Genomic DNA, 23,542 nt, shown 5'->3' with positions numbered 1-23,542 from the left:
CGCGCGGTCCGCCTACGCGTCGCGCTCGAAACGGAAACCGACCCCCCGGACGGTCGCGATGAAGCGCGGCTGGCCCGCCTCGTCGCCGAGCTTGCGGCGCAACCACGACACGTGCATGTCGAGCGTCTTGGTCGAGCCGTACCAGTCGGCGTCCCAGACCTCGCGCATCAGCTGCTCGCGCGGGACGACGCGCCCGGCCTCGCGCACCAGCACCCGCAGCAGGTCGAACTCCTTGGCGGTGAGCTGCAGCTCTTCGTCGTCCAGGAACGCCTGGCGCGCCTCGGCATCGATGCGCACACGGGCCGACGGCTCGGGCTCGTGGCCGCCGCGGCGCAGCAGGGCGCGAGCTCGGGCGAGCAGCTCGGCCAGGCGGAACGGCTTGGTGACGTAGTCGTCGGCGCCGGCGTCCAGGCCCACGACGGTGTCGACCTCGTCGGCGCGGGCGGTCAGCACGAGCACCGGGACGTCGCTGCCCTGGGCCCGGATCTCGCGGCACACGTCGAGGCCGTCCATGCCCGGCAGCCCGAGGTCGAGCACCACCAGGTCGATGCCGTCCGTCGCGCCCGCGAGCGCGCTCGGACCGTCGGCCCGCACGTCCACCTCGTAGCCCTCGCGGCGCAGCGCGCGCGCGAGCGGTTCGGCGATGGAGGCGTCGTCCTCCGCCAGGAGCACCCGAGTCATGCGCCGCATCCTAGGGGGGATGCCCGTTGTGTCCGAAGATCTGGTCGGTATCGCGGCCAGATCGTCGGACGCAACCGCGGGACGTCGGCACGCAGCGACCGGACGTCGGCGGGCCGGCTCAGGCGTCGCCGGGCCAGCGCGGCGGGCGCTTCTCGTTGAACGCTCGCACCCCCTCGGCCCGGTCGACCGAGAACGCCGTCGCCCGCCAGGCCGAGTCCTCGACGGCCAGGCCGGTGGCCAGGTCGACGTCCAGGCCCAGGCGCATGGCCCGCTTGGCCTGGCGCAGCCCCACCGGCGAGTTGGCGGCGATGGCGGTGGCCAGCGCGACGGCCTCCTGGCGCGCGTGCCCGGCGGGCACGACGCGGTCGACGCAGCCGTGGGCCAGCGCCTCGGCCGCGGTGAGCCGGCGCGCGGTGAAGACCAGGTCGGCGGCGCGCGACCAGCCGATGCGCCGGGTGAGCAGCTGCGTGCCGCCGCCGCCGGGGATCACGCCGACACTCACCTCGGGCAGCCCGACCACGGCGGTCTCGTCAGCCACGACGAGGTCGCACGACAGCGCGATCTCGAACCCACCGCCGAGCGCGAAGCCGTGCACCGCGGCGACGACCGGCATCGGCAGGTCGAGCACCCCGCGGTAGGCGGCCGCCGTCGTGGGCCGCTGCGCCACCAGGTCGGCGTCGCTGAAACCGTTGCGCTCCTTGAGGTCTGCGCCGACGCAGAAGGCCTTCTCGGCCGAGCTCGACACCACGACGGCCCGGGTGCCGCGGCTGGCCGCGAGCGCCGCCGTGGCCGTGGCCAGGTCGCGCGCCATGTCGGTCGACACCGCGTTGAGCGCCTGCGGCCGGTCGAGCACCAGCTCGACGACGTGGTCGGCGACGTGCCGCAGCGTGACGTGCTCGAGGTGGCGGTCGAGCCCGACGTCGGCGAGGTCGGCGGCGGTGGGGTGCGGCGCGTCGGCCGGGGGCGTGGGGTTCTGGTCGCTCACGGCAGGCACGCTATCGCCGCCGCAGCACCCACGGGACGACGTGCCCGATGCCGCGCAGCGACCGGCCGCGCAGCTGCTGCACCTCGACGTCCGGGACGTCGGCCAGCGAGTGCACCGTCGCGAGGTCGACCAGCACCGTGCCGGGCCGCGCGAGGGCCGTCAGCCGGCTGGCCCGGTTCACCGTCGTCCCGAAGACGTCGCCGAGGCGGCCCACCACCGGTCCGGTCGACATGCCGACCCGGACGTCGGGCAGCAGGTCGTCGTCGCCCAGCTCGGCCACGAGGTCGAGGGCGATCTCGGCGGCGGGTGGCCCGGGACGCGACACGAACAGCACCTCGTCGCCCACGGTCTTGACGACGCGGCCGCCGTGCGCGGTGACGACGTCGCCCGTCACGGCCTCGAACCGCTGCACCAGCGCGGCCAGCTCGCGCTCGGACAGCCGTCGCACCACCCGCGTGAACGACACGAGGTCGGCGAAGCCGACCGCCCGCACCGTCGTCATCGGGTCGTGGTCGTGGTCGGTTCCGTCGGGGTCGTCGTGCGTCGCGCCGGTGCCGGCGTCGAGGCCGGCCGGCGTCTCGGCGTCGGCCATGATGCGGGCGAGCGCCGAGGCGGCCTGGCGCCGCCACGCGTAGACCACGAGCGGCTCGAGCCGGTCGGCGATCGAGGTGAAGAGCTCGGCCGTGGCGCGCGCGGCGGCGCGGTCGGGCGTGGCCACCTGGGCCGACTCGGCGTCCAAGCCGGCGACGTACTCGGCGAGCAGCTGCACCTGCCAGGTCGCCAGCCGGTCGACCGATCGGCCCACGGCCCGCGTCATGCCGAGCGCCGTCGCCTCGTCCATCAGCCCGTCGCGCACCAGTCCGGTGACGCTCTGCAGGGCCGCGACGTCCTCCTCGGTGAACGCCTCGTCCTCGTCGTCGACGATCGGGAAGCCCAGCGCGCGCCAGAACTTGCGAGCCGACAGCAGCGAGACGCCAGCCGCACGGCTGACCTGCCGCCGCCGCAGGGTGCGCGGCGCGCCGAGCAGCTGGCTGTCGTCGGGCGCCAGCGGGACGACGTCGTCCGCTGTGCGCCGGACGTCGTCAGCCATGGCGCGTGTCGTACGCCCCGCGGTCCCGGTCGTCCCGGTCGTCGTCCTCGTCGTCGTCGTGGTCGCGGCCGGCGATGGCCGCCACCTCGTACAGCCGGCGCTGCACGGCCTCGACGCCCGGGACGTCGTCCAGCAGCAGCTGGCCACGCTCGCCGGCCGACTCGACCACGAGCGTGCCGCAGCCGAGGACGCGCTCGAGCACGGTGTGCGAGAACGAGATGTCGTTGATCCGGGTGAGCGGCATGTCGCGCCCCGAGCGCGCGATGATGCCGCGGCGCACGATCAGCCGACGGTCGGTGACGACGTAGTGCGTGGTGACCCAGCGCAGGAACGGCAGGACGGTCAGCCAGACCAGCAGGACGACGGCCACGACCAGCACCGCGAGCCGCAGCGGGGTCTGGGCCGAGCCGTCGGGGATGCGCGCCGCGCCGAAGGACGCCACCGGCACGAGCACCAGCAGCACGAGCACCGGTCGCACCAGCGCCTTCCAGTGCGGGTGCAGGTCGAGCTCGACGTCCTCGTCGGCCGAGAGGAGCTTGCGCGGGTAGCCCATGGGGGCATCATGCCGTGCCGCGACCACCCGCGGGGCGCACGTGGACGACGTCGCCGGCGGCCAGGACGTGCGACCGCCCGTCGTCCCCGCGCACCAGCAGCCGGCCGTCGTCGTCGACGCCCTCGGCGGTGCCCAGCACCGACCGGTCGCCGGGCAGCTCGACCCGGACGTCGCGCCCGACCGTGCTGCACGCCTCGCGGTACGCCGCGCCCAGGCCGCTGCCCCGCGGGTCGCCCGCGGCGTCGGCCCAGGACAGGTACCGGTCGCCCACCGCGCGCAGCACCGATCGCAGCACGGTGTCGCGGTCGGTGGTGGCCGCGCCCTCCAGCGCGAGCGACGTCGCGGTGGGCACGGGCAGCTCGTCGCGGGTCTGGCTGACGTTGAGCCCGATCCCCACGACCGCCCCGCTGCCGCCGCCGGCCAGCTCGACGACCTCCGACAGCACGCCGCACACCTTGAGGTCGCCCACCAGCACGTCGTTGGGCCACTTCAGGGACGCCGGGAGCCCGGCCACCCGCACCAGCGCGTCCACCACCCCGACGCCGGCGAGCAGGGGCAACCACGACCACAGGGCCCGCGGGACGTCGTCCGGCTGCACGAGCACCGAGACGGCCACGCTCGAGCGCGGGGGCGTCGTCCAGCTGCGGTCGCGCCGGCCGCGGCCGGCCTGCTGGTCGTCCGTGGTGAGCACCGCGCCGGCCAGCGCGGTGCCCGCCCGGGCGCGTGCGGCGAGGTCGGCGTTGGTCGACCCGGTGGCGGCGACGACGTCCAGGGCGGTCCAGGGACCGCGCCCGTCGACCAGCGCCCGGCGCAGCGCGAGCTGGCGCAGCGGGGGGCGCGCCAGGTCGTCCCAGGCCGAGGCGGGCGTCACGTGGCGAGCCTAGGTGCACCGGGACGGCGTCCCGGGCGGCGGGCACTAGGCTGCCGCCGTGCCTGACGACGACGTGAAGAACACCGACGAGCCGGCGATCGACATCCACACGACCGCCGGCAAGCTCGCCGACCTGCACCAGCGCAACGACGAGGCCGTGCACGCGGGCTCGGCGCGGATGGTCGAGAAGCAGCACGCCAAGGGCAAGAAGACCGCGCGCGAGCGGGTCGAGGCCCTGCTGGACGACGGCAGCTTCGTCGAGATGGACGAGCTGGCCCGCCACCGCTCGACCAACTTCGGCCAGCAGAAGAAGCGGCCCTACGGCGACGGCGTGGTCACCGGCTACGGCACCGTCGACGGACGGCCGGTCGCGGTCTTCAGCCAGGACGTCACGGTCTTCGGCGGCAGCCTCGGCGAGGTATACGGCGAGAAGATCGTCAAGGTGCTCGACCTCGCGATGAAGATCGGCTGCCCGGTGGTCGGCATCAACGAGGGCGGCGGCGCGCGCATCCAGGAGGGCGTCGTCTCGCTCGGCCTGTACGGCGAGATCTTCCAGCGCAACGTGCACGCCAGCGGCGTCATCCCGCAGATCTCGCTCATCATGGGCGCGGCCGCGGGCGGGCACGTCTACTCCCCCGCACTCACCGACTTCGTCGTGATGGTCGACCAGACCTCGCAGATGTTCATCACCGGTCCCGACGTCATCAAGACCGTCACCGGCGAAGACGTCTCGATGGAGGACCTCGGCGGCGCGCGCACCCACAACACGCGCAGCGGCAACGCCCACTACATGGGCGCCGACGAGGACGACGCCATCGACTACGTCAAGCAGCTGCTGTCGTACCTGCCGAGCAACAACCTCGACGAGGTGCCGGCGTTCGAGAGCGCGGTGTCCGAGCAGGTCGACGAGGACGACGCGTTCCTCGACACCTTCATCCCGGACTCCGCGAACCAGCCGTACGACATGCACACCGTCATCGAGCACGTGCTGGACGACGGCGAGTTCTGCGAGGTGCACGCGCTGTTCGCGCCCAACATCCTGGTCGGCTTCGGCCGGGTCGAAGGCCGCAGCGTCGGCGTCGTCGCCAACCAGCCGATGCAGTTCGCGGGCACCCTCGACATCGACGCGTCCGAGAAGGCCGCGCGGTTCGTCCGCACCTGCGACGCCTTCAACATCCCGGTGCTGACCTTCGTCGACGTGCCGGGCTTCCTGCCGGGCACCGACCAGGAGTGGAACGGCATCATCCGTCGCGGCGCCAAGCTGATCTACGCCTACGCCGAGGCGACCGTCCCGAAGATCACGGTCATCACGCGCAAGGCCTACGGCGGCGCCTACGACGTCATGGGCTCCAAGCACCTCGGCGCCGACATCAACCTGGCCTGGCCGTCGGCGCAGATCGCGGTGATGGGTGCGCAGGGTGCGGCCAACATCGTCTACCGCAGCGAGCTCAAGGCCGTGGCCGAGCGCGGCGAGGACGTCGACGCCGCGCGCCAGCGCCTGATCACCGAGTACGAGGACACCCTGGCCAACCCGTACATCGCGGCCGAGCGCGGGTACGTCGACTCGGTGATCCCGCCGTCCTACACGCGCTCGTACGTCATCAAGGCGCTGCGGGTGCTGAAGACCAAGCGCGAGACGCTGCCGCCCAAGAAGCACGGGAACATCCCGCTGTGAGCGAGCCCGAGGCCCCGCAGCCCGCCGAGCCGCCGGTGGCGCTGCGCGTCGTCCGCGGCGAGCCGACGTCCGAGGAGCTCGCGGCGCTCGTCGTGGTGCTGGCGGCGTCGGCCGGCGGGGGCGAGGCACCGGCGGCGCCGCGGTCGGTGTGGGCCAGCAGCGGGCGCGCCCGGGCACCGCTGGCGTCCGGGCCGGGCGCCTGGCGCGCCAGCTCGCTGCCCGGCTGAGGGCCGGCGGGCGGACGACGGGCGTCGGGGTGCCGGACCACTTCGCGGCCTTCGTCGAGCGGCTCGCCGCCGGGTTGGACGACGTGCCCCACCAGGCCTCCGAGCTCGCTGCGCAGGCCCACCTGTCGCGGTACCACTTCGAGCGCGTCGTCGCGGCCGCGAGCGGCGAGTCGCCGACGCGGTTCCGCGACCGGCTGCTGATGGAGCGGGCGGCCTACCGGATGGTCGCCGGCGACGACGGCCTGCTCGACCTGGCGGTGCAGGCGGGCTTCTCCTCGCACGAGGCGTTCACCCGCGCGTTCCGGCGCGAGTACGGGCAGGCGCCGTCGCGGTGGCGCCGTCGTCCGGGCTCGTTCCGCATCGACGCGCCGTCCGACGTGCACTTCCACCCGCCCGGCGGGCTGCGGCTGCCGGCGCGCGACAGGATGAGCGGCGTGGACCTCGTGGTCGAGATGGTCGAGCACCACGTCTGGCTCGTCGGTCAGCTGGTCGACCGTGCGCAGCACCTGGCCGACGACGAGCTCGACCGGCCGATCGCCGGACCGCTCGCCGACGTCGACGGCGACTCGCTGCGCTGGGCGCTCTCGCGGCTGGTCGGTCAGATGGCGATGTGGAACGCGGCCGTCGACGACGCCGGGTACGACTTCGCGGTGGAGGTCGCCGAGCCCGTCGCGTCGGTACGGGCCCGCCTCGACGACACCGGTCCGCGCTTCGTCGCGAACGTGCGGCGCTTCGCCGACGAGGAGCGCTTCGACGAGACGTTCGTCGAAGCCTTCACCGAACGGCCCGTCGTCCTGACCTACGGGGCGATGGTCGCGCACGTGCTGACGTTCGCCGCCCACCACCGGCTGCTCGCCGTGACCCGGCTGCGCGAGCTCGGCGTCACCGACCTCGGGCTGGGCGACCCGAAGCAGTGGTTCGACGTGGGTCGCTGATCGCCAGGGTCCGCAACCTCGATCAAGCGCGGACGTCGGCCGGCGGGCCACCGTGGACGCATGACGATCCCGTGGGCAGAACCCTTGACGTTGCTGGAGACCGGACCTCGCGTGGTCCCCGAGCCGCCGCGCCGCGGCGAGCCTGGAGGCGAGCCGTGCGGCGTGTGCGAGCGGCACACCACCGACGCGGTGTGGTCCGACGAGCACTTCACGATGCACCCGCCCGTGGGCGGCAGCCTGCCGGGCACCGTGTGGGTGGCGAGCCGCGTGCACGTCGACTCCTTCTGCGACCTGCCGCCCGAGGTGGCCGCGGCGTTCGGCCCGATGGCTGCACGCGTCGAGCGGGCGCTGCTCGCCCGGGGCGACGTGGGGCGCGTGCACCTGTACCGCTGGGGCGACGGCGGCTCGCACTTCCACGTGTGGTTCATGCCGCGCCCGCTGGGCATGCTCGAGGCGAGCGGTGCGATGCTCCCGCTGTGGGAGGACGTCCTGCCGAACGTGCCGGACGCCGAGCTGGCGGCCGCGGCGCGCGAGGTCGCGGCCCGGATGCGATGAGCTCGCCGGCTGGTGCGGCTGCGGCCCCCGCGGGACCGGGGCTCGCACGGAGGCTCGGCACCGGCGACGCCGTCGTCGTCGGCCTGAGCGCCATGGTCGGCGCCGGGGTCTTCGCGGTGTTCGCACCGGCGGCCCGGGCCGCCGGTGCGGGCCTGCTGCTCGGTCTGGCGCTGGCCGCGGTCGTGGCCTTCTGCAACGCGACCTCGTCGGCGCAGCTGGCGCAGGCCTACCCGACGTCCGGCGGCACGTACGTCTACGGCCGCGAGGTGCTCGGGCCGTGGTGGGGCTTCGTCGCCGGCTGGGGCTTCGTCGTCGGCAAGACGGCCTCGTGCGCCGCCATGGCGTTGACCTTCGCGAGCTACGCCGTGCCGGGAGGCGTTGCGTGGCAACGGGTCGCGGCGGTCGGTGCCGTCGTGCTGCTGACGGTCGCGAACCTGCGCGGCATCACGCGGACGGCCGTCGTCGCGCGGGTCCTGCTGGGCCTGACCGGAGTGGTGCTGCTCGGCTTCCTGGTCCTCGCCGCGACGCGCGCTCCCGACGTCCACCCGGCCGCGCTGCCGTGGCACGGCGGCGCGGGCGGCGTGCTGCAGTCGGCGGGGCTGCTGTTCTTCGCGTTCGCCGGCTACGCGCGCATCGCGACGCTGGCCGAGGAGGTGCGTCGGCCCGAGCAGCTGGGTCGGGCGGTGGTCGTCGCGCTGGCGGTCGTGGTGGCCCTGTACCTCGCGGTCGGTGCCGCGCTGGTGGCGGTGCTGGGGGCCGACCTGCCGCGGTCGGCCACGCCGGTGGCCGCGGCCGCCGACGCGCTCGGCGCCGGGTGGGCGGTGCCGGTGGTACGGGTGGGGGCCGCGGCGGCCAGCCTCGGCGCGCTGCTGGCCCTGCTCGCCGGCGTGGGCCGCACGACGCTGGCGATGGCCCGCGAGCGCGACCTGCCGGGCGGGTTGGCGTCGGTCGACCCGCGGCACCAGGTGCCCGACCGGGCGCAGCTCGCGATCGGGGCGGCGGTCGTCGTCCTGGTGCTGCTGCTCGACCTGCGCGGCGTCATCGGCTTCTCGTCGTGCGGGGTGCTGGTCTACTACGCGGTCGCCAACCTCTCGGCGTCCCGGCAGCCGGCGGCGCAGCGGCGCTGGCCGCGGGCGCTGCCGGCGCTCGGGCTGGTCGGGTGCCTGGTGCTCGTGGCGACGCTGCCGCGCACCTCGGTGCTGGTCGGGCTGGCGGTGCTGGCCGTCGGCGTCCTCGGCCGGCTCGCCGTCGTCCGCCGCCGTGCCGCCCGCCGCTCCTGACGACTGGTGAAGGTCAGAGGCGGCGCTGCAGCTGCGGGCACTGCTCGGCGAGCCGGAACCCCAGGGCCTCGTTGATCGCCAGCATGTGCGCGTTGACGTCGGCGTTGCCGGTGGTGACGAGGGTGCGCTCGGGGTGGGCGGCCTGCAGCCGGCGCAGGTTCTCGACCTTGACCGCGAGGCCGAGCCGGTGGCCGCGGTGGGCGGCGCGCACGAGGGTGCCCCACTGCCACACGTTCGTGCGGGTGCCGGCGCCGACGACGAGGTCGGTGTAGGCCACGACCTGGTCGTCGCCGTCCACCGCCACGGTCGTGAACCGCTCGCGCCCCATGCTCTTCGCCACCTGGAGGTGCTCGCGGTAGCGCTCGGGGGTCAGCGACTCGGGCTCGTACTCGACCGTGCCGGCCGGGGCGTCGACGGCGAGCTGGTTCTCGGTGTCGCACAACGACGCCTGCAGCGGCTCGGGCACTCCCCCGACGTACGTCTGCAGGCGGTACCGCCCCTCCCACGCGGGTCGCGCGCGCTCGCACAGCTCGTCGAGCAGCGCGTCGGCCACGGGCAGCGCCAGGTGGCGCATCGAGTCGAGGCTGGCCTCGACGAACCCGTGCCGGACGGCGAACCGGCGGTACGGGTGCGCGGACCCCGAGCCCAGCGGCACCAGCAGCTCGGACAGCACCTCGGTGCGCCCCCGGCTGCGCACGTGCTCGACGACGTGCTCGACCAGCGCCGACCCGACCCCGCGACGACGGCTGGCCGGGTCGACCAGCACGTCGACGTACGCCTTGTCGACGTTGTCGGTCAGCGGCAGCCACTCGTGCGCGAGCGCCACCGGCCGGCCGTCGCGCCACGCCGCCCACAGCAGGTGGTCCTCGCCGGGATCGGCGTAGCGCTGCTCGGCCGCGAAGGCGGACGCCGCCTCGGGGTCGTACCAGGGGCGGTCGACGGCCTTGCTCGCCGCCTCGACGGCGTGCAGCTGCGCCAGCAGCCCGTCGTCCGAGAGGTCGACGAGCTGCACCTGGAGGAGGGCTGCCGTGGTCACGACTCCACGCTAGGGAGCCCGACCCCCGCGACGCGAAGGGTTTTCGGCCGCACAAGTCGGGTGATCGCGGACGTCGGCGCCACTAGGGTGACCGCGTGACCGACACCGCTGCCGCACGCCCCCGCACCGCCGTCGACGAGATCGCGGACGCCCACCTCGACGCCGAGATCGCGCTCGACCCGATCTCCGCCACCTTCCTGGGCGTCCCGGGCCACGAGACCGAGCTCACCGACTACTCGCCCGACGGCCACGCGGCCCGTCGCGAGGTCGGCCTGCGCACGCTGCGCGCCCTCGACGACGCCCAGCCCGTCGACGACGTCGACCGCGTCACGATCGCCGCCATGCGCGAGCGCCTCGGCCTGGCCGAGGAGCTCTACGCGCTCGAGGCGGACGACCACGACCTGAACGTCATCGCCAGCCCGATGCAGAGCCTGCGGTCGGTGTACGACCTGATGGCCAAGGACACCCCCGACGACTGGTCGACCGTCGCGCAGCGGCTCACCGCGACCCCCGAGGCCATGGACCGCTTCGTCGCCTCGCTGCGGGTGGGCATCGCGCGCGGCGTCACACCCTCGCGCCGCCAGGTCGAGAAGTGCGCCGCGCAGGCCGAGCAGCACGGCTCCTCCGACGGCTTCTTCGCCGAGCTCGCGTCGGGCGCCCGGGCCGGCGACGCCGAGCTGCCCGAGTCGGTGCAGTCCGACCTCGGCCGCTCGGCAGCCGTTGCGGCACATGCCTTCTCGGAGTTCGGCACCTTCCTGCGCGAGGAGCTGCTGCCCGTCGCGCGGGCCGAGGACGCCGTCGGACGCGAGGAGTACGGCCTGCGCTCGCGCTACTTCCTCGGCGCCACCGTCGACCTCGACGAGACCTACGAGTGGGGGCTGGAGGAGCTCGCCCGCATCGAGGCCGAGATGCGCGAGGTCGCCGAGCGGATCAAGCCCGGTTCGACGCCCGACGAGGCCATGCAGGCGCTGGACGACGACCCCGCCCGCCAGCTCGAGGGCACCGACGCGTTGCAGGCCTGGATGCAGCAGCTCAGCGACGCCGCGGTCGACGCCCTCGGCGGCTCGCACTTCGACATCCCCGAGCCGGTGCGCCGGCTCGAGTGCTGCATCGCGCCGACCCACGAGGGCGGCATCTACTACACCGGCCCCAGCGAGGACTTCAGCCGCCCGGGCCGCATGTGGTGGTCGGTGCCGGACGACGTCACGACCTTCGGCACCTGGCGCGAGACCACGACCGTCTACCACGAGGGCGTCCCGGGCCATCACCTCCAGGTGGCGCAGACGACCTACCGCAGCGCGCTGCTGAACCGCTGGCGCCGGCTGGGCTGCTGGGTCAGCGGCCACGGCGAGGGCTGGGCCCTGTACGCCGAGCGGCTGATGGCCGACCTCGGCTTCCTCGACGACCCGGGCGACCGCATGGGCATGCTCGACGGCCAGCGGATGCGCGCGGCCCGCGTCGCGCTCGACATCGGCGTGCACTGCCAGAAGCAGGCCCCGGCCGAGCTGGGCGGCGGCACCTGGGACGCCGACAAGGCCTGGGAGTTCTTCCGGCACAAGGCGAACATGGCCGAGTCGTTCCTGCGCTTCGAGGTCGACCGCTACCTCGGCTGGCCGGGCCAGGCGCCGTCGTACAAGGTCGGCGAGCGGCTGTGGCTGGACGCCCGTGACCAGGTCCGGCAGCGCGAGGGCGAGGCGTTCGACCTGACCAAGTTCCACCGCCGGGCGCTCGACCTCGGCTCGGTCGGGCTCGACGTCCTGCGCGAGGCGCTGCTCGCCTGACGGGACGAACGGAACAGATCGCCGGCACCTGTGGTTGGGTGCACGTGATGGGGAACGTCTGGGGACTGACGGCCCGGCGCTGGCTCGACCTGCGCCGGTGGGCCGGCGACGGCTGTCGCAGCTGACCGCCGTCCACCTCCCACCACCCCCAGAAGGACCCTCATGCTCTCCTCGCTCAAGCGCGTCCCCTTCGGCGCGCAGGTGCTGCTCGCGCTCGTCCTCGGCGTGGCCCTCGGCCTGCTGGCCCGCTCGCAGGACGTCGGCTGGCTGGCCCAGACGCTCACCACGGTCGGCACGCTGTTCGTGCAGCTGCTCAAGCTGGCCGTCCCGCCGCTGGTCTTCACGGCGATCCTGGTCTCGATCACCAACCTGCGGCAGGTGACCGGGGCGGCGCGGCTCGCCGTCCGCACGCTCGGCTGGTTCGCGATCACCAGCGCGATCGCCGTCACGATCGGCATCGTCCTCGGCCTGGTGACCCACCCCGGCCGCGGCGTCTCCCTGGACGTCGGGGCCGCCGAGAAGCCCGAGACCGTCGGCTCGTGGCTGGACTTCCTCACCGGGATCGTGCCCACGAACCCGGTCGGCGCGTTCGTCGACGGCAACGTGCTGCAGATCGTCTTCCTGGCCGCCGTCACCGGCGCCGCGGTGCTCGCGGTCGGCGAGAAGGCCCAGCCGCTGATCACCCTGTCGGAGGCCGTGCTCGAGGTCGTGCAGAAGGCGCTGTGGTGGGTCATCCGGCTCGCCCCGCTCGGCACGCTGGGCCTGATCGGCAAGGCCGTGGCCACCTACGGCTGGGACCTGCTCGCACCCCTCGGCACCTTCACCGTCACGGTCTACGTCGGCCTGGCGCTCGTGCTGCTCGTCGTCTACCCGACGCTGCTGGCCACGGTCGGCCGGCTGAACCCGCTGCGGTTCTTCGCGGGCGCGTGGCCGGCGATCGAGCTGGCGTTCGTGTCGCGCTCCTCGGTGGGCACCATGCCCCTGACCCAGCGGGTCACCACCGACAACCTCGGCGTCCCGCGCGAGTACGCGTCGTTCGCGGTGCCGTTCGGCGCCACGACGAAGATGGACGGCTGCGCCGCGATCTACCCGGCGGTGGCGGCGATCTTCGTGGCCCAGGTGTTCGGGATCCCGTTGGGGCTCAAGGAGTACGTGCTCATCGCGTTCGTCTCCGTCGTGGGCTCGGCGGCCACGGCCGGCCTCACCGGCGCGATCGTCATGCTGACGCTCACGCTGTCGACGCTGGGTCTGCCGCTCGAGGGCGCCGGCCTGCTGCTGGCGATCGACCCGGTGCTCGACATGGGCCGCACCGCGGTCAACGTCGCCGGCCAGGCGCTGGTGCCGGTGCTGGTGTCGGCCCGGGCCGGCATCCTCGACCGCGCGGTGTTCGACGCGCGCGACCAGGCGGTCACCGAGGCCCGGCCGACGCAGCCCGCTGCCCGGCCCGAGCCCGTCCCCGCCTGAGCCGTCCCGCCACCGGCATAGGGTCGGGCGCGTGAGCACTCCTCCCGCGCCCGGCCCGCTGCTGGTGCTGGCCTCCGCCTCCCCCGCCCGGCTGCGCACGCTGCGCTCGGCCGGCGTCGAGCCCGACGTCCAGGTCTCGGACGTCGACGAGGACGCCGCCGTCCTCGCGGCCACCGGGGTCTACGGCCCCTTGGAGGCCGACCAGGTGGCGCTCGTCCTGGCCCGCGCCAAGGCCGAGGCCGTCGCGGCGACCCGCGACGACGGGTTGGTGCTGGGTTGCGACTCGGTGCTCGAGCTCGACGGGGAGACGCACGGGAAGCCCGCCGACGCGGCCGAGGCGCTCGCCCGCTGGCGCCGCATGCGGGGGCGCTCGGGCGTCCTGCACACCGGCCACTGGGTGGTCGACCTGCGCGACGGCGAGGACGGCGGGTCCGGCGCCACGCTCGGCGCGGTGTCGTCCACGACCGTGCACTTCGCCGACGTCCCGGACGACGAGCTCGAGGCCTACGTGGCCACGGGCGAGCCGCTCGCCGTGGCCGGCGCGTTCACCACCGACGGCCTCGGCGGCGCGTTCGTGCGCGGCATCGAGGGCGACCACCACACCGTCGTCGGCGTGAGCCTGCCCGTGCTGCGCGAGCTGCTCGGCGAGTGCGGCGTGCGCTGGACGGACCTGTGGAGCCCCGCAGCAGCGATTTGACGTCGCCCCTCGACGCGCGGTTAGGTGAGGCTTACCTTGTTGTGGTGAGCCTTACCTTCCCGAGTTGAGGAGACTGCGGTGCTGCCGACGTTCGTCATCGGCCTGCGCGAGGGCCTCGAGGCGGCCCTGATCGTGGGCATCGTCGCGGCGTTCCTGGCCAAGCAGGGCCGGCGCGACGCGCTGCGCCAGGTCTGGGCCGGCGTCCTCGCGGCGGTCGTGCTCTGCCTCGGCGTCGGCTTCGCGCTGCACGCCCTCGAGCGCAGCCTGCCGCAGCGCCAGCAGGAGGGCCTCGAGACCGTCATCGGCCTGCTGGCCGTCGCGATGGTCACCTGGATGATCCTGTGGATGCGCAAGAACGCGCGGTTCATGAAGCGCGACCTGGAGCACGCGGCGACCTCCGCGCTGGCCCGGGGCTCGGCCCGCGCCCTGGTGGTCATGGCCTTCCTGGCGGTGCTGCGCGAGGGTTTCGAGACGGCGGTGTTCCTGCTCTCGGTGTTCCAGAGCAGCACCAACGCCGGCACCGCCTCGGCCGGGGCGCTGCTGGGCATCGCGGTCGCCCTGGTGCTCGGCTACGCCATCTACCGCGGCGGCCTGCGCATCAACCTGCAGAAGTTCTTCACCGCCACCGGCGCCGTGCTGGTGCTCGTGGCAGCCGGTCTGCTCATGACGTCGGTCCACACCGCCCACGAGGCGGGCTGGATCACGTTCGGGCAGGGCACGGTCGCCGACCTGTCCGCCCTCGTCACCCCCGGCACGGCCCAAGCCGCGCTGCTCACCGGCGTGCTCGGCGTCCAGCCCCGGCCGACCGTCGTCGAGGTCGTCGTCTGGGCCGTCTACCTCGTGCCGATGCTCGCGGTCGTGCTCTGGAAGCCGCGCCGCCGCACGCCGGCCGCGCGCCCCACCGCCGCCGACGCCGTCGGCACCCCCGCCTGACCGTCCCGCCCCACCCAACCTGCTCGAGAGGTCCGCATGTCCCTGCCCCGCTCCGCCACGGCCGCTGCCGCGGCGCTGGCCGCCACGACGCTGCTGCTGACCGCCTGCGGTGGCAAGGACGACCCCGCCGCGGCCGGGTCGAAGACCGTCTCCATCAAGGTGACGGACGCGGGGTGCACGGCCGAGCCGGCGACCGCCGAGGCCGGCCCGCTGACCTTCGAGATCACCAACGTCGACGCGCAGCGGGTCACCGAGGCGGAGGTCCTCAAGGACGGCAAGATCCTCGGCGAGAAGGAGAACCTCACGCCGGGCCTGTCCGGCACCTTCACGCTGCGCCTGGAGGCCGGCGAGTACGTCGTGCTGTGCCCCAACGCCGCCACCGACCAGTCGCCCTTCACGGTGACCGCCGCGAAGGACGCCGCTCCCGGGTCCTCGGTCGCCCCCGACCTGGCCCGGTCGGTCTCGACCTACCAGGCCTACCTCGAGGACCAGAGCGCGTCGCTCACCGTCTCGACCGAGAAGTTCGTCGCGGCCATCAAGGCCGGCGACACCGCCAAGGCCAAGCAGCTCTTCGCCCCGACCCGCATGTTCTACGAGCGCATCGAGCCGGTGGCCGAGAGCTTCGGCGACCTCGACCCGCAGATCGACGCGCGCGTCAACGACGTCGACCCCGGCGACGACTGGACCGGCTTCCACCGCCTCGAGAAGGCGCTGTGGGCCGACCAGGACCTCAAGGGCATGGACGTCGTCGCCGACAAGCTGCTCACCGACGTCAAGGCGCTGCAGACCAAGGTCAAGAGCGTCGAGCTCGCCCCCGAGCAGATCGCGAACGGCGCCGTCGGCCTGCTCGACGAGGTCGCCAAGAGCAAGATCACCGGCGAGGAGGACCGCTACAGCCACACCGACCTGTGGGACTTCGCGGCCAACGTCGCCGGTGCCCGCGAGGCGGTCGACGTGCTGTCGCCGACGTTGCGGGACAAGGACTCCGCCCTGCTCGGCACGATCAACGGCCAGTTCAAGGACGTCCTCGCCTCGCTCTCGAAGTACCAGACCAGCACCGGCTACCGCGACTACTCGGCCGTCACCGACGACGAGCGTCGCACCATGACCACCCAGGTCAACGCGCTCGCCGAGTCGCTCAGCAAGATCGCGCCGCTGATCGCCTGAGTGCCGCACCGCACCGCCGCACCGCCGCACCGCCGCACCGCCGCACCGCCGCACCCTGCACGGAAGGACCCCGATGAGCTCCACCGGACGTGTCTCGCGCCGCCGCTTCCTGGGCGGGCTGGGCGCTGCCGGGGCGACCGCGGGCCTGGGGGCGGTCGCCGTGACGGCGCACGCCAGCGCCCCGACGTCCGGCACCTCGGGCACGCCGCTGCACCCCGGTGCGCGCGTGGACTTCCACGGCGAGCACCAGGCCGGGATCGGCACGGCGTCGCAGGACCGGCTGGCCTTCGCGTCGTTCGACGTCACGACGACCGACCGCGAGGAGCTGCGGCGGGTGCTGCAGGAGTGGACCGCGGCGGCGGTGGCCATGACGCGCGGCGTGCCCGTGCCGGGCGGGTCGTCGAACCCGGCGGCTCCGCCGGCCGACACCGGCGAGGCCGACGACCTGCCGGCGTCCGCGCTCACCGTCACGGTGGGGTTCGGGCCGTCGCTGTTCGACGACCGCTTCGGTCTGGCCTCGCGCCGCCCGGCAGCGCTCGACGAGATCCCCGCGCTGCCCGGCGACGAGCTGCAGCCCCAGCGCTGCGGCGGTGACCTCGCGATCCAGGCCTGCTCGAACGACCCGCAGGTGGCGTTCCACGTCATCCGCAACCTGGCGCGCATCGGCAGCGGCGCCGTCGCGATGCGGTGGTCGCAGCTCGGTTTCGGCCGGACGTCGTCGACGTCCGTCACGCAGTCGACGCCGCGCAACCTGATGGGGTTCAAGGACGGCACCCGCAACGTGCGCGGCGAGGACGCCGACGCGATGGCCCGCCACGTGTGGGTCGGCGACGAGGGCGACCAGAGCTGGATGCGCGGCGGCACCTACCTGGTGGCGCGGCGGATCCGGATGCTCGTGGAGTCGTGGGACCGCGACTTCCTGGCCGACCAGGAGGCCGTCATGGGGCGCAAGAAGGGCACCGGCGCGCCGCTCACCGGCCACGACGAGTTCGACGTGCCGGACTACGCCGCGCAGGGCACCGACGGCTCACCGGTCATCCCGGACGACGCGCACATCCGGCTGGCCAGCCCCGAGAACAACGACGGGCTGACGATCCTGCGCCGCGGGTTCTCGTACACCGACGGCATCGACGACATCGGGCTGCTGGACGCCGGGCTGTTCTTCATCGCCTTCCAGCAGGACCCCCGCAAGCAGTTCGTCCCGCTGCAGCGCAAGCTCGGCCGGGTCGACGCGCTCAACGAGTACATCAAGCACACCGGCAGCGGCGTGTGGGCCTGCCCGCCCGGCCTGGTCGACGACAGCCGCACCTGGGCCGACCACCTCTTCACCTGACCGCACCTTGGTCGAGAAGTGCGGTCAGACCGGCGGGACGCCCCGCCGACGGGTGCTGAACGACCGGTCGCGCCGCGCGGCGTAGCGCAGCCGCTTCACCAGCTCGGCGCGCAGGTCCTCGGGCTCGACCACGCCGTCGAGCACCAGGTCGCTCACGAGCCGCTCGAGGTCGACGTCCTCCTCGTACTCGCGCCGCCGGTCGGCCACGAACTGCGCCCGCTCGCCGTCGTCCTCGATCGCCGCGATCTTGTTGGCGTACACCGCGTTCACGGCCGCGTCCGGACCCATGACCGCGATCCGCGCCGTGGGCAGCGCGATGCACGCGTCCGGGCCGAAGCCCGGACCGGCCATCGCGTACAGCCCGGCCCCGTACGCCTTGCGGACGACGACGCTGACCTGGGGCACGGTCGCCTCCGACACCGCGCTGACCATCTTGGCGCCGTGGCGGATGATGCCGCCGCGCTCGACCTCCGAGCCGATCATGAACCCTGGCACGTCGGCGAGGTACACGAGCGGCACGTTGAACGCGTCGCACCACCAGATGAACCGCGCGGCCTTGTCGGCGCTGTCGGCGAACAGCACGCCGCCGCGCACCGCCGAGTTGTTCGCGACGATGCCGACGGTCTCGCCCTCGATCCGGCCGAAGCCGGTGACCAGCTCCCCCGCGAACAGAGGCTTGACCTCGAAGAACGAGTCGTCGTCGACCAGCCCGTCGATCACGTCGTGGACGTCGAACGGCGTGCTCTCGACCTCGGGCACGACCGTGGCGTCGAGCGGGGACGCCGGCGGCTCGGGCGCGTACGACGGCGGGGCCTCGCGCCAGGTCGACGGCAGGTAGGAGAAGAGCAGCCGGGCCTGCTCGATCGCGTCCGCGTCGTCGACGGCCAGCAGGTCGCCGCAGCCCGAGACGGTGCAGTGCATGCGCGCGCCCCCCATCTCCTCGAGCGACACCTTCTCGCCGACGACCATCTCGGCCATGCGCGGGCTGCCGAGGTACATGGAGGCGTTGCCCTCCACCATGATCACGCAGTCGGTGAACGACGGGATGTACGCGCCACCGGCGGCCGATGGGCCGAACAGGCAGCAGATCTGCGGCACCTTGCCCGAGAGCGCCACCTGGTTGTGGAAGATGCGGCCGGCCCCCCGCCGTCCGGGGAACAGCTCGACCTGGTCGGTGATGCGGGCACCCGCCGAGTCGACGAACCAGAACACCGGGAGCTCTTCTCGCAGAGCCGATTCCGTCGCCCGCACGATCTTCTCGACGGTGCGCGCGCCCCACGAGCCGGCCTTCACGGTCGGGTCGTTGGCGACGACGATCGCCGCGCGGCCGTCGACCAGACCGCGACCGGTCACGACGCCGTCGGCCGGCAGCCCGTCGGCCATCGCGTTGGCGTAGCGGCCGTCCTCGACGAACGAGCCCTCGTCGAAGAGCAGCGCGATGCGGTCGCGGACGTAGAGCTTGTTCTGGCCGGCCAGCTTCTCGGCCGCCTTCGGCGTGGGCGCGGACGACGCCTCGTGCGCGGCGCGCAGCCGCTCGCGGACCTCGGCGACCCGGGGGTCGGCCGGGTGCTCGGCGCCAGGGGTCACGACGGCAGCCCCAGGCCGCGCGCGATGACCATGCGCTGCACCTCGCTGGTGCCCTCGCCGATCTCGAGGATCTTGGCGTCGCGGTAGAAGCGCGCGACCGGGTACTCCTCCATGAACCCGTTGCCGCCGTGGATCTGCGTGGCGACGCGGGTGGCCGTGACGGCCGCCTCGGTGGAGTAGAGCTTGGCGATCGCGGCCGCCTGCTTGACCTCGGCGACGCTGCGGCGGCCCTCGTGGTGCAGGTCCTTCAGCCACGCGGCCTTGTAGGTCAGCATGCGCGCGGCCTCGACCGCGACGGCGAGGTCGGCGACCTGGAACGAGACGCCCTGGTTGACGCCGATCGGACGGCCGAACGCCTGTCGGGTCTTCGCGTACTCGGTGCTCGCCTCGAGGCAGGCCTGGGCCAGACCGACGGCCAGCGCCGAGATCGCGATGCGGCCGTCGTCCAGCGTCTTGAGGAACTGCTTGAAGCCCTGGCCGCGGTCGCCGAGCAGGTGGTCCTCGGGGACGCGCGCGCCCTGGAACGTCAGGCCGTGGGTGTCGCTGGCGTGCCAGCCGAGCTTGTCGTAGGCCGGCTCGACCGTGAAACCCGCTGTGCCGGAAGGGATCGTGATGGCTGAGATCTCGGGCCGGCCGTCGTCCAGCGTGCCGGTGCGCGCCGTCACCGTGACGACGCTGGTGATGTCGGTGCCCGAGTTGGTGATGAACGCCTTGGCGCCGTCGACGACCCACTCGCCGTCCTCCAGGCGCGCCTTGGTGCGCGTGGCACCGGCGTCCGACCCGGCGTCCGGCTCGGTCAGGCCGAAGGCCGCGAGCGCCCGGCCGGCGACGAGGTCGGGCAGCCAGCGCTGCTTCTGCTCCTCGGAGCCGTACGACAGGATCGGGTTGATGCCGAGGCCGACGCCGGCCGACAGCGTGATGCCGATCGACTGGTCGACGCGGCCGAGCTCCTCGATCGCGACGCACAGGCTGGTGAAGTCGCCGCCGGCGCCGCCGTACTCCTCGGGCACGACGAGCCCGAACAGCCCCAGGTCGCCCATCTGCGGCACCAGCTCGACGGGGAACCGGTGCTCGCGGTCCCAGGTGTCGGCGTGCGGGCGCACCTGCTCCTCGGCGAACTCGCGGACGACGGACCGGAAGTCCTCGTGGTCCTTGCTCAGCTCGAAGGACGTGCTCGGCTCGAACGCGCTCACTGGGGTGCCTCCTTGACGTTGACGTCAACGTAAAGCACGATCGGGTCCATGGCAAGCCGCACCTGGACCATCGCGCAGGTCGCCGAGGAGCTCGGGATCACCCACCGCACGGTCCGCTACTACGAGGACCTCGGGCTGGTGACGCCCGAGCGCCGGGGCACCGTGCGCGTGTTCCACCCGCGCGACCGGATCCGGCTGCAGCTGGTGCTGCGCGGCAAGCGCCTCGGCTTCCCGCTCGACGAGATCCGCACCATCGTCGACATGTACGACGAGCAGCCCGGCGAGACCGGCCAGCTGCGCTACCTGCTCGACCAGATCGACGTCCGGCGGGCCGAGCTCGAGCAGCGCCGGCGGGACGTCGAGGCCGCGCTCGCCGAGCTCGACGAGCTGGAGCGGCGCTGCCAGGACGACCTGCGGACGCTCGCGTGACGGCCCGGTCGGCGGGGTGCTCGCGGTTCGCTAGGCTCGCGGCCGGTCGGAGGGAGCGACGATGACGACGGCGACGACGACGGACGGAGCGGACATGGGACGACACGGGAACCGCATGATCACCAAGGTGCTCATCGCCAACCGTGGCGAGATCGCGGTGCGGATCGCGCGCGCCTGCGCCGACTCCGGCATCGCCTCGGTCGCCGTGTACGCCGAGCCCGACCGCGACGCCCTGCACGTCCGGGTGGCCGACGAGGCCTACGCCCTGGGCGGTTCGACGCCCGGCGACTCCTACCTGGTGCAGGAGAAGCTGATCGAGGTGGCGCGCCAGTCCGGCGCCGACGCCGTGCACCCCGGCTACGGCTTCCTGGCCGAGAACGCGTCGTTCGCGCAGGCCGTGATCGACGCCGACCTGGTCTGGATCGGCCCCTCCCCCGAGGCCATCGACTCCCTGGGCGACAAGGTCAAGGCCCGCCACATCGCCGAGCGCGCGGGAGCCCCGCTGGTCGCCGGCACCAAGGACCCGGTGAACGGCGCCGACGAGGTCATCGCCTTCGCCGACGAGCACGGGCTGCCGGTCGCCATCAAGGCGGCCTACGGCGGCGGCGGGCGCGGCCTGAAGGTCGCCCGCGAGCGCGACGAGATCGCCGAGCTCTACGAGTCGGCCGTGCGCGAGGCCGTGTCGGCGTTCGGCCGCGGCGAGTGCTTCGTCGAGAAGTACCTCGACCAGCCGCGCCACGTCGAGACCCAGTGCCTGGCCGACACGCACGGCAACGTCGTCGTCGTCTCGACCCGCGACTGCTCGCTGCAGCGCCGGCACCAGAAGCTCGTCGAGGAGGCGCCCGCGCCGTTCCTGTCCGACGAGCAGAACGCCGAGCTGTACCGCGCCTCGAAGGCGATCCTGCGCGAGGCGGGCTACACCGGCGCCGGCACCTGCGAGTTCCTCGTGGGCCAGGACGGCACCATCTCGTTCCTCGAGGTCAACACCCGCCTGCAGGTCGAGCACCCGGTGACCGAGGAGGTCAGCGGCATCGACCTGGTGCGCGAGCAGCTGCGCGTCGCCGCGGGCGAGGAGCTCGGCTACGACGACCCGCCGCTGCGCGGGCACTCCTTCGAGTTCCGCATCAACGGCGAGGACGCCGGCTGCGGCTTCCTGCCCGCCCCGGGCACCGTGACGCGGTTCGAGCCGCCGTCCGGGCCCGGCGTCCGGCTCGACTCGGGCGTCGTGTCCGGGGACGTCGTCGCGGGGGCGTTCGACTCGATGCTGGCCAAGCTGGTCGTCACCGGGGCCACGCGGCAGCAGGCGCTCGAGCGCTCGCGCCGCGCGCTGGACGAGTTCGTCGTCGACGGCATGCCGACCGTCCTGCCCTTCCACCGCGTCGTCGTCCGCGACCCGGCCTTCGCGCCGGCGGACGCCGAGACGCCGTTCACGGTGCACACGCGCTGGATCGAGACGCAGTTCGACAACCAGATCGAGCCGTTCGCGGGGGCGGCCGGCGAGGCGGGCGAGCCCGAGGAGCGCCAGCGGGTCGTCGTCGAGGTCGGCGGCAAGCGGCTCGAGGTCGTCCTGCCGGCCGGCTTCTCGGCCGGTGGCGGTGGTGGCGGTGGCGGCGCGAAGGCCAAGGCGCCCAAGCGGTCGGGGCGCTCGTCGTCCGCCGCGGCGGCCGGTGGCGACGCACTCACGGCGCCGATGCAGGGGACCATCGTGAAGATCGCGGTCGAGGAGGGCCAGGCGGTCGAGGCCGGCGAGCTCGTCGTCGTCCTCGAGGCGATGAAGATGGAGCAGCCCATCACCGCCCACAAGTCCGGCACCGTCACCGGCCTGGTCGCCGAGATCGGCCAGACCGTCACCAGCGGCGCCGTCCTCCTCGAGCTCAAGGACCCCACCCCCGCCTGACCCCTCCCCCGCACCCACAGGTCGCTTTCTTGGGAATGTGCCCTCCCCGCGCGGCCCCAGGGGGCGAACTCCCAAGAAGGTGCCCAATGGGGTCGATCGTCCACAGGTGCACGAGGGCTCGGAGGTCATCCACAGCACGGCGTGGTGCCGTTGAAGGCGAGCAGTCCGGCGGCACACGCTGCGGCATGGTGACTCGACGACGACCCAACGGCTCGGAACTTCCTCGCGTCTTCCGAGGAGCAGATGCGGTGTCGGCCGGCGCGTTGTCACCCAAGCAGCTGCGAGGGCCCCTCGTCGTCCGTGTCATCCAGGGTGTCTACCGCCCGGCCTGGGTGCCCCTGACCCATCGGCTCAAGTGCGAAGCGGCCGCACTGGTGCTGCCGGAGGGTGCTGCCATCAGCGGCGTCTCGGCGGCAGCGGTCCGTGGGCACGACCTCGCCCGACCGGACGACGACGTGCTGGTCCGGGTTGGCCCTGCGACCCCGGTACGGAAGCGCGTCGGACTCGTCGTCCGGACTTCGGTGCACCCGGTGTCGGTGTCGCACGTCGACGGCCTCCCACTCGCCAGCCCTCTCGTCACGGCGTTCGACCTGGCGGCGCGGCGTCCACTCGCCGAGGCCGTGGGGAACCTCGACCTCTACGCCCGCGGTGGCGGCGTCGACCTGGCGGAGCTGAGTCACTGGCTCCACGGCAGCCACGACAACGACGTGGTGGCGGTGCGAGCCGCCGTCGCTCTTGGCGATCCCCGCGCGGAGTCGAGGCAGGAATCAGCCGTGCGCGTCCACCTCGCGCTGGCTGGCATCCACCTGGTACCTCAGCACGAGATCTGGCACCGAGGACGGCTGATCGCACGGAGCGACCTGGCGGACGTCGACCACCAGGTCGCGGTCGAGTACGACGGCGCCTGGCACGCGCTGCGCGGCCAGCTGCAGCGCGATCGCGCACGGCTCAACGCCCTGGGAGATGCAGGATGGACCGTGGTGCACGTGACGGCTGACCTCCTGCGCGACCCGGCCCAGTTGGTGGCCGTCGTCCGAGCTGCACGTCTGCGCGCGTCCGCCTGAATCCCTCAGGGCACCTTCTTGGCATTTCGCCCTCGCAGAGCTCCCGGAAGGGCGAAGTCCCAAGAAGGTGCCCTGACGCGACGGGTGGCGGATGCGTGCGGTCGGGCGG

At 73.6% G+C, this 23,542-nt stretch carries 22 protein-coding genes; 14 read left to right on the top strand and 8 right to left on the bottom strand.

All coding sequences use genetic code 11. The features are described 5' to 3' along the window. Positions 1 to 12: 12 nt before the first annotated feature. The 5 genes from ACYVJ4_RS02810 to ACYVJ4_RS02790 form a co-directional block, all read right to left on the bottom strand. Positions 13 to 681: a response regulator transcription factor gene (locus tag ACYVJ4_RS02810; RefSeq protein ID WP_460458584.1), complete on the bottom strand. Its 669-nt coding sequence runs from the start codon at positions 679 to 681 to the stop codon at positions 13 to 15. 118 nt (positions 682 to 799) lie between these two features. Next, positions 800 to 1,567 carry an enoyl-CoA hydratase-related protein gene (locus tag ACYVJ4_RS02805; protein ID WP_460458607.1) on the bottom strand — a complete coding sequence of 256 codons (768 nt, stop codon included), beginning with the start codon at positions 1,565 to 1,567 and terminating at the stop codon, positions 800 to 802. 109 nt (positions 1,568 to 1,676) lie between these two features. Continuing rightward, positions 1,677 to 2,756 (bottom strand): adenylate/guanylate cyclase domain-containing protein, encoded by a 1,080-nt coding sequence (locus tag ACYVJ4_RS02800; protein WP_460458583.1) that lies wholly within the window; start codon positions 2,754 to 2,756, stop codon positions 1,677 to 1,679. Continuing rightward, on the bottom strand, positions 2,749 to 3,309 hold the full coding sequence (locus ACYVJ4_RS02795; RefSeq protein WP_460458582.1) for a PH domain-containing protein: 561 nt from the start codon (positions 3,307 to 3,309) through the stop codon (positions 2,749 to 2,751). Before ACYVJ4_RS02795 ends, ACYVJ4_RS02800 begins: the two co-directional genes overlap by 8 nt. A gap of 7 nt (positions 3,310 to 3,316) precedes the next feature. Continuing rightward, positions 3,317 to 4,180: a biotin--[acetyl-CoA-carboxylase] ligase gene (locus ACYVJ4_RS02790; protein WP_460458581.1), complete on the bottom strand. Its 864-nt coding sequence runs from the start codon at positions 4,178 to 4,180 to the stop codon at positions 3,317 to 3,319. 58 nt (positions 4,181 to 4,238) lie between these two features. On the opposite strand from ACYVJ4_RS02790, the gene ACYVJ4_RS02785 reads away from it, so the two are divergent. Genes ACYVJ4_RS02785 through ACYVJ4_RS02765 form a run of 5 tightly spaced genes read left to right on the top strand, consistent with a single transcriptional unit; the run spans position 4,239 to position 8,852 of the window. Then, positions 4,239 to 5,855, top strand: a complete 1,617-nt coding sequence (locus ACYVJ4_RS02785; RefSeq protein WP_460458580.1) for an acyl-CoA carboxylase subunit beta — start codon at positions 4,239 to 4,241, stop codon at positions 5,853 to 5,855. Continuing rightward, a complete protein-coding gene (locus tag ACYVJ4_RS02780; RefSeq protein ID WP_460458579.1) occupies positions 5,852 to 6,082 on the top strand; it encodes an acyl-CoA carboxylase epsilon subunit in 231 nt (76 codons plus the stop codon). The genes ACYVJ4_RS02785 and ACYVJ4_RS02780 overlap by 4 nt, the downstream gene beginning before the upstream one ends. Before the next feature lie 29 nt (positions 6,083 to 6,111). Then, the gene (locus ACYVJ4_RS02775) at positions 6,112 to 7,017 is read left to right on the top strand and encodes a helix-turn-helix domain-containing protein (RefSeq protein ID WP_460458578.1); all 906 of its coding nucleotides are present in this window, start codon (positions 6,112 to 6,114) and stop codon (positions 7,015 to 7,017) included. 60 nt (positions 7,018 to 7,077) lie between these two features. Next, positions 7,078 to 7,572 carry a hypothetical protein gene (locus ACYVJ4_RS02770; protein WP_460458577.1) on the top strand — a complete coding sequence of 165 codons (495 nt, stop codon included), beginning with the start codon at positions 7,078 to 7,080 and terminating at the stop codon, positions 7,570 to 7,572. Continuing rightward, on the top strand, positions 7,569 to 8,852 hold the full coding sequence (locus tag ACYVJ4_RS02765) for an APC family permease (protein WP_460458576.1): 1,284 nt from the start codon (positions 7,569 to 7,571) through the stop codon (positions 8,850 to 8,852). The genes ACYVJ4_RS02770 and ACYVJ4_RS02765 overlap by 4 nt, the downstream gene beginning before the upstream one ends. A gap of 13 nt (positions 8,853 to 8,865) precedes the next feature. Here the strand turns inward: ACYVJ4_RS02765 and ACYVJ4_RS02760 are convergent, their stop codons facing one another. Then, the gene (locus tag ACYVJ4_RS02760) at positions 8,866 to 9,888 is read right to left on the bottom strand and encodes a GNAT family N-acetyltransferase (RefSeq protein ID WP_460458575.1); all 1,023 of its coding nucleotides are present in this window, start codon (positions 9,886 to 9,888) and stop codon (positions 8,866 to 8,868) included. A 95-nt stretch (positions 9,889 to 9,983) separates the two neighbouring features. On the opposite strand from ACYVJ4_RS02760, the gene ACYVJ4_RS02755 reads away from it, so the two are divergent. From ACYVJ4_RS02755 to efeB, 6 genes are all read left to right on the top strand, one after another. After that, positions 9,984 to 11,669 (top strand): DUF885 domain-containing protein, encoded by a 1,686-nt coding sequence (locus ACYVJ4_RS02755; RefSeq protein ID WP_460458574.1) that lies wholly within the window; start codon positions 9,984 to 9,986, stop codon positions 11,667 to 11,669. A gap of 162 nt (positions 11,670 to 11,831) precedes the next feature. Continuing rightward, entirely contained in the window at positions 11,832 to 13,133 is a 1,302-nt protein-coding gene (locus ACYVJ4_RS02750) for a dicarboxylate/amino acid:cation symporter (RefSeq protein WP_460458573.1), read from the top strand. A gap of 31 nt (positions 13,134 to 13,164) precedes the next feature. Further along, positions 13,165 to 13,830 (top strand): Maf family protein, encoded by a 666-nt coding sequence (locus ACYVJ4_RS02745; protein WP_460458572.1) that lies wholly within the window; start codon positions 13,165 to 13,167, stop codon positions 13,828 to 13,830. Positions 13,831 to 13,908: 78 nt separating this feature from the next. Further along, positions 13,909 to 14,763, top strand: a complete 855-nt coding sequence (gene efeU, locus ACYVJ4_RS02740; RefSeq protein ID WP_460458571.1) for an iron uptake transporter permease EfeU — start codon at positions 13,909 to 13,911, stop codon at positions 14,761 to 14,763. A 36-nt stretch (positions 14,764 to 14,799) separates the two neighbouring features. Next, positions 14,800 to 15,930 (top strand): iron uptake system protein EfeO, encoded by a 1,131-nt coding sequence (gene efeO / locus ACYVJ4_RS02735; protein WP_460458570.1) that lies wholly within the window; start codon positions 14,800 to 14,802, stop codon positions 15,928 to 15,930. A gap of 73 nt (positions 15,931 to 16,003) precedes the next feature. Further along, the gene (efeB, locus tag ACYVJ4_RS02730) at positions 16,004 to 17,263 is read left to right on the top strand and encodes an iron uptake transporter deferrochelatase/peroxidase subunit (RefSeq protein ID WP_460458569.1); all 1,260 of its coding nucleotides are present in this window, start codon (positions 16,004 to 16,006) and stop codon (positions 17,261 to 17,263) included. Positions 17,264 to 17,287: 24 nt separating this feature from the next. Here the strand turns inward: efeB and ACYVJ4_RS02725 are convergent, their stop codons facing one another. Next, positions 17,288 to 18,850 (bottom strand): acyl-CoA carboxylase subunit beta, encoded by a 1,563-nt coding sequence (locus ACYVJ4_RS02725; protein ID WP_460458568.1) that lies wholly within the window; start codon positions 18,848 to 18,850, stop codon positions 17,288 to 17,290. Continuing rightward, positions 18,847 to 20,043, bottom strand: a complete 1,197-nt coding sequence (locus ACYVJ4_RS02720; RefSeq protein ID WP_460458567.1) for an acyl-CoA dehydrogenase family protein — start codon at positions 20,041 to 20,043, stop codon at positions 18,847 to 18,849. The genes ACYVJ4_RS02725 and ACYVJ4_RS02720 overlap by 4 nt, the downstream gene beginning before the upstream one ends. A 48-nt stretch (positions 20,044 to 20,091) precedes the next feature. On the opposite strand from ACYVJ4_RS02720, the gene ACYVJ4_RS02715 reads away from it, so the two are divergent. The 3 genes from ACYVJ4_RS02715 (at position 20,092) to ACYVJ4_RS02705 (ending at position 23,433) form a co-directional block, all read left to right on the top strand. Beyond that, the gene (locus tag ACYVJ4_RS02715; RefSeq protein ID WP_460458566.1) at positions 20,092 to 20,472 is read left to right on the top strand and encodes a MerR family transcriptional regulator; all 381 of its coding nucleotides are present in this window, start codon (positions 20,092 to 20,094) and stop codon (positions 20,470 to 20,472) included. Positions 20,473 to 20,587: 115 nt separating this feature from the next. Beyond that, positions 20,588 to 22,369 (top strand): acetyl/propionyl/methylcrotonyl-CoA carboxylase subunit alpha, encoded by a 1,782-nt coding sequence (locus ACYVJ4_RS02710; protein WP_460458565.1) that lies wholly within the window; start codon positions 20,588 to 20,590, stop codon positions 22,367 to 22,369. A 248-nt stretch (positions 22,370 to 22,617) separates the two neighbouring features. After that, the gene (locus ACYVJ4_RS02705) at positions 22,618 to 23,433 is read left to right on the top strand and encodes an endonuclease domain-containing protein (protein WP_460458564.1); all 816 of its coding nucleotides are present in this window, start codon (positions 22,618 to 22,620) and stop codon (positions 23,431 to 23,433) included. Positions 23,434 to 23,542 lie beyond the last annotated feature (109 nt).

This window comes from Angustibacter peucedani (genome assembly GCF_054779595.1).
This window is presented reverse-complemented; position numbering and strand designations above follow the sequence as displayed.

Bases quoted from the DNA above. Each gene is read 5' to 3' on its own strand.
- ACYVJ4_RS02795 (WP_460458582.1), bottom strand. From the start codon at position 3,309: ATGGGCTACCCGCGCAAGCTCCTCTCGGCCGACGAGGACGTCGAGCTC.
- efeO (WP_460458570.1), top strand. From the start codon at position 14,800: ATGTCCCTGCCCCGCTCCGCCACGGCCGCTGCCGCGGCGCTGGCCGCC.
- ACYVJ4_RS02800 (WP_460458583.1), bottom strand. From the start codon at position 2,756: ATGGCTGACGACGTCCGGCGCACAGCGGACGACGTCGTCCCGCTGGCG.
- ACYVJ4_RS02770 (WP_460458577.1), top strand. From the start codon at position 7,078: ATGACGATCCCGTGGGCAGAACCCTTGACGTTGCTGGAGACCGGACCT.
- ACYVJ4_RS02810 (WP_460458584.1), bottom strand. From the start codon at position 681: ATGACTCGGGTGCTCCTGGCGGAGGACGACGCCTCCATCGCCGAACCG.
- ACYVJ4_RS02750 (WP_460458573.1), top strand. From the start codon at position 11,832: ATGCTCTCCTCGCTCAAGCGCGTCCCCTTCGGCGCGCAGGTGCTGCTC.
- ACYVJ4_RS02715 (WP_460458566.1), top strand. From the start codon at position 20,092: ATGGCAAGCCGCACCTGGACCATCGCGCAGGTCGCCGAGGAGCTCGGG.
- ACYVJ4_RS02765 (WP_460458576.1), top strand. From the start codon at position 7,569: ATGAGCTCGCCGGCTGGTGCGGCTGCGGCCCCCGCGGGACCGGGGCTC.
- efeB (WP_460458569.1), top strand. From the start codon at position 16,004: ATGAGCTCCACCGGACGTGTCTCGCGCCGCCGCTTCCTGGGCGGGCTG.
- ACYVJ4_RS02710 (WP_460458565.1), top strand. From the start codon at position 20,588: ATGATCACCAAGGTGCTCATCGCCAACCGTGGCGAGATCGCGGTGCGG.